Origin of the sequence: Microbacterium sp., from assembly GCF_049661145.1 — a bacterium.
Classification (GTDB): domain Bacteria; phylum Actinomycetota; class Actinomycetes; order Actinomycetales; family Microbacteriaceae; genus Microbacterium.
In genome coordinates, this window is record NZ_JBASZT010000376.1 from 1 (window position 1) to 3,673 (window position 3,673).

A 3,673-nucleotide genomic window follows, 5' to 3' on the forward strand; every position below is an offset into this window, starting at 1 on the left:
GTCGTCGTCATCGCCCGGGCCGGATGCCGCGGCATCCGCGACGCCTGCCTCGCCCGCCCCGGGCGCTTCGCCCGGCTCGTCCAGCAGGACGCCGTGGTCGACCTCCCGCGACAGCTGGGCGGGGTCCACCGCGAGCATGAGCAGCGCGATGATCACGAGCGTCGCGATGAACGAAATGCCCGCCACGACGAGCGAGACCACCAGGACGTGCTCGCGTTCGGGCCCCGTGAGATCCTGGAAGAACCCCATCGACACGAGGGCGATGAGCCCGCCGAACAGGGCCGCCGCGAACGCGAAGCCCAGCAGCTGCACCGGCCGGAGGAGGTCTCGACGAGTGGGTCGCTCATCGGTCACTGCGACCCGCTCCGTTCCCCGGGTGCGACGGTGGCGACCACGGCCGGGCGCCGCGGCGAGAACCCCGCGATGCCCAGGAACACGGCGATGATCGCGGCATAGCCTCCGAACAGGCCGACGGCGATGGTGATGCCCGTGAGTGTGCTCGCAACATCGACATCCGGGAGAACGTACTCGAGGCTGTAGGCCGGGTTCACGAGCAGCAGGCCGAGCCCGAGGGCGACCGTGAGAGCGCCGATGAGGACGCGGTCGCGGTCCTCGCCGGCCGCGACGCCGTCGGTGCGGCGGGAGCGGATGCCGCGGATTCCGGCCACGAGCTCGGCGATGCCCGACGCGAGCGCCCAGGCGATGACCACGACGAAGAACAGCGTCGTGGAACGGATGCCGGGAATCCCCGTGACCATGCCGGCCACGAGCGCGAGGACGCCGAGGAGGATCGGCGTCGCGCGCCGCCCCTTCGGGTACACGAGCCAGGCGGCGACCAGCAGGACCAGCGCGGTCGCGACGACCCATCCGCTGAAGATGGCGAGACCGACCGGCGCGGAATGGTCGGACGAGAAGGTGACCATGATCGCGGCGACCGCTGCCAGCAGTGCACGGCCGACCTGCACGTGCCGCACGTCGAAGGTGCGCGCCGCCGCGGGCGCGGTAGCGCGGTCGCCTGCGGAGGGCATCGCCGGGGCGGCGGAGGCGTCGTCGGACACACTGACCCCATCGATCGGGACGGGCGGAAACCTCTCCAGTCTAGGTCGTCCGGCGTATGCTGCCCGCGGCCTCGCCGGTCCAGCACCCGCCGCCCGGCGCTCTCAGGCCACGGCGGTGGTGACCAGCTCACGGATGCGCTGCTCCACGGCATCCGTCAGTTCGACCACGGCGAAGGCGACCGGCCACATCGCCCCGTCGTCGAGGTGCGCGGTCTCGTCGAAGTTGAGCGTGGGGTACCGGGTGTCGAACTTCGAGGCGGGCTGGACGAAGAGCACGACCTTGCCGTCGGCGGCGTAGGCGGGGAATCCGTAGAACGTCTTCGGGTTCAGGTACGGCGCGACCTCGCCGACGATCCGGTGCACGGCGCGCGCGAGCTCGCCGTCGATGCCGGTCAGCGCCTCGATCGCCTCGACGCAGGCCTCCAGTTCCTTGGCGAGCTTGGCGGCGCCCTTCAGGCCTTTCGTCGCGCGCAACTCCTCGGCGCGCTGCTTCATCGCGGCGCGCTCGTCGGCGCTGAACCCGCTCTTCGTGTCGGCCATGATCACTGCTCCTTCGCCGGTGTCTGCCCGGGCGTCTGCTGGATTCGGATGAGGTTGCCCGCGGGGTCGCGGAACGCGGCGTCGCGCACCCCGTAGTCCTGGTCGATGGGCTCCTGCACGACGTCGGCGCCGGCATCCACGATGCGCGCGAAATCGGCATCCAGGTCGGAGCTTTCGAGGTTGACGCCGAAGTAGCTGCCCTTCGTGACGAGTTCCAGGAGCGTCTCGCGCTCTTCGTCGGAGATGTCCGTGCCGACCCCGACGGGGTGCAGCACGATCGCGGTGTTCTGGCCGGCGGGTCCGACGGTGATCCACCGCAGGTTCTCGTAGCCGACGTCGAGGCGCACCTCGAAGCCGAGCACATCGCGGTAGAACGCGAGCGAAGCCTCGGGATCGGTGTGCGGAAGGAAGGAGGAATGGATGCTGATGGACATGGCCTTCACGATAGGTCGGATGCCGCGGCATCCGCTTCTCGATTCCTGATCGGTCTCGGCTGTCGGCTCGGTCTGGTCAGGCGTTTCGCGATGCACGGCAGCATCCCCGGTTGGAACGGCGCGCCGCGCTCGCGGTAGACGCTCGGCGGCACGCCGACGAGTTCCGTGAAGCGGGTGCTGAAGGTGCCGAGCGACTGGCACCCGACGGCGAGGCTCACCTCGGTGACGCTTAGCTCGGTCGTGCGCAGCAGCGTCATGGCGCGCTCGATGCGGCGCGTCATGAGATAGGAGTAGGGCGACTCGCCGTACGCGCGACGGAACTGGCGTGAGAGGTGGCCCGCCGACAGGTGGACGCTCCGGGCGAGGGAGGGGATGTCGAGGGGCTGGGCGTAGTCGCGGTCCATCGCGTCGCGGACGCGCCGCACCCGCGCGAGGGTGTCGAGATCGATGCCTGAGGCCATGGCTCTTGGGTCTGTGCTGGGTCTGTGCGGGGTCTGTGCGGGGTCTGTCGTGGGTCTGTGCGGGGTCTTGGGCCGGGTCGATCAGACGGTGACGCCGTCGGCGCGGATGCGCTCGATGACCCGCAGGACGCCCGCGGTGCGTCGCTGGTCGGGGGCGGGGTCTGCTCCGCCGACGAGCTCGGCGAAGCGGGAGACTTCGTACCGCATGTTGTTGTCGGCGGCGTCGATCGTGATCTCGCGGCGCGCGCCGTCGAGCATCGTGAGGACGAGCCGACGGGGCTGGGCGATGTGGTCGATCTCGAGCGTGCCGAGTTCGCCCTGGATCTCGCTGGGCACGTCCGACCGCGTGATCTTGGAGTAGGTGACCTCGCCGATCATGCCGCGGGTATCGCTGGTGGCGGGGGCATTCGAGCCCGGCTGGACGGCGGGGTACGCGCCGATGCCCGGGTACGCGAGCAGGGCCGTACCGGCCCCGTCGACGCCGGTGACGATACGGGTCGAGACGGCGGTGACGGCATCCGGCTCGCCGAACAAGGCGACCATCGCGCTGATCGGGTAGACGCCGAGGTCCCACAGCGCCCCGCCGCCGAGCGCCGGGTCGAAGATCGCCGGCGTTTCGCCCGCGAGCACCCGGTCGTACCGCGCCGAGCGCTGGCAGTACGAGAACGATGCCCGCCGCAGCACGCCGAGCTCGGGCAGGACCTCCCGGATCGCCGCGAACCCGGGGTCGTACACCGTGCGGAGGCCCTCGAACAGGACGACGCCCGCGTCGCGGGCCTGCGCCACGAGCTCCTCCCACTGCGCCGACGCGGTCGTGGCGGGCTTCTCGACGAAGACGTGGACACCGCGCGCGATCGCGGCGCGGGCCTGCGCCGCATGGGCGCCATTGGGCGAGGCGATGTAGACGGCATCCACCTGTTTGTCGCGCAGGAGCCCGTCGAGGTCGGCCGTCGCGGTCGGGATGCCGAGGCGGTCGGCGAGCGCGCGGGCCTTCGCCGCGTCGCGCGAGGTCACGGCGGTGATCGCGATGCTGCCGTCGGCGCCCGCCGCGGCGACCGCATCGGCGAAGGTCTCGGTGATGACGCTGGTCCCGATGGTTGCGATCCTGATCACGCCACCACGATAGGCCCGCCGGGCGGGTTCGCGGGGGCGCGGGACGCGGGCGTCCGGCGGCGACGGA

6 protein-coding genes are annotated in these 3,673 nt (G+C 71.2%); all 6 read right to left on the minus strand.

All coding sequences use genetic code 11. The annotated features are described in order from the left end of the window. The coding region (locus WBP48_RS15450; protein WP_424441643.1) for an amino acid transporter at positions 1-354 on the minus strand (354 nt) is incomplete at its 3' end. Further along, on the minus strand, positions 351-1,058 hold the full coding sequence (locus WBP48_RS15455) for an acyl-CoA synthetase (RefSeq protein ID WP_424441644.1): 708 nt from the start codon (positions 1,056-1,058) through the stop codon (positions 351-353). The genes WBP48_RS15455 and WBP48_RS15450, both read right to left, overlap by 4 nt. A 102-nt stretch (positions 1,059-1,160) precedes the next feature. Then, positions 1,161-1,598, minus strand: a complete 438-nt coding sequence (locus tag WBP48_RS15460) for a hypothetical protein (protein WP_424441645.1) — start codon at positions 1,596-1,598, stop codon at positions 1,161-1,163. Positions 1,599-1,600: 2 nt separating this feature from the next. Then, positions 1,601-2,032, minus strand: a complete 432-nt coding sequence (locus WBP48_RS15465; protein WP_424441646.1) for a VOC family protein — start codon at positions 2,030-2,032, stop codon at positions 1,601-1,603. Between the two features lie 5 nt (positions 2,033-2,037). Then, positions 2,038-2,493 carry a helix-turn-helix transcriptional regulator gene (locus tag WBP48_RS15470; protein ID WP_424441647.1) on the minus strand — a complete coding sequence of 152 codons (456 nt, stop codon included), beginning with the start codon at positions 2,491-2,493 and terminating at the stop codon, positions 2,038-2,040. Positions 2,494-2,574: 81 nt separating this feature from the next. Further along, the coding region (locus tag WBP48_RS15475; protein ID WP_424441648.1) for a Gfo/Idh/MocA family protein at positions 2,575-3,673 on the minus strand (1,099 nt) is incomplete at its 5' end.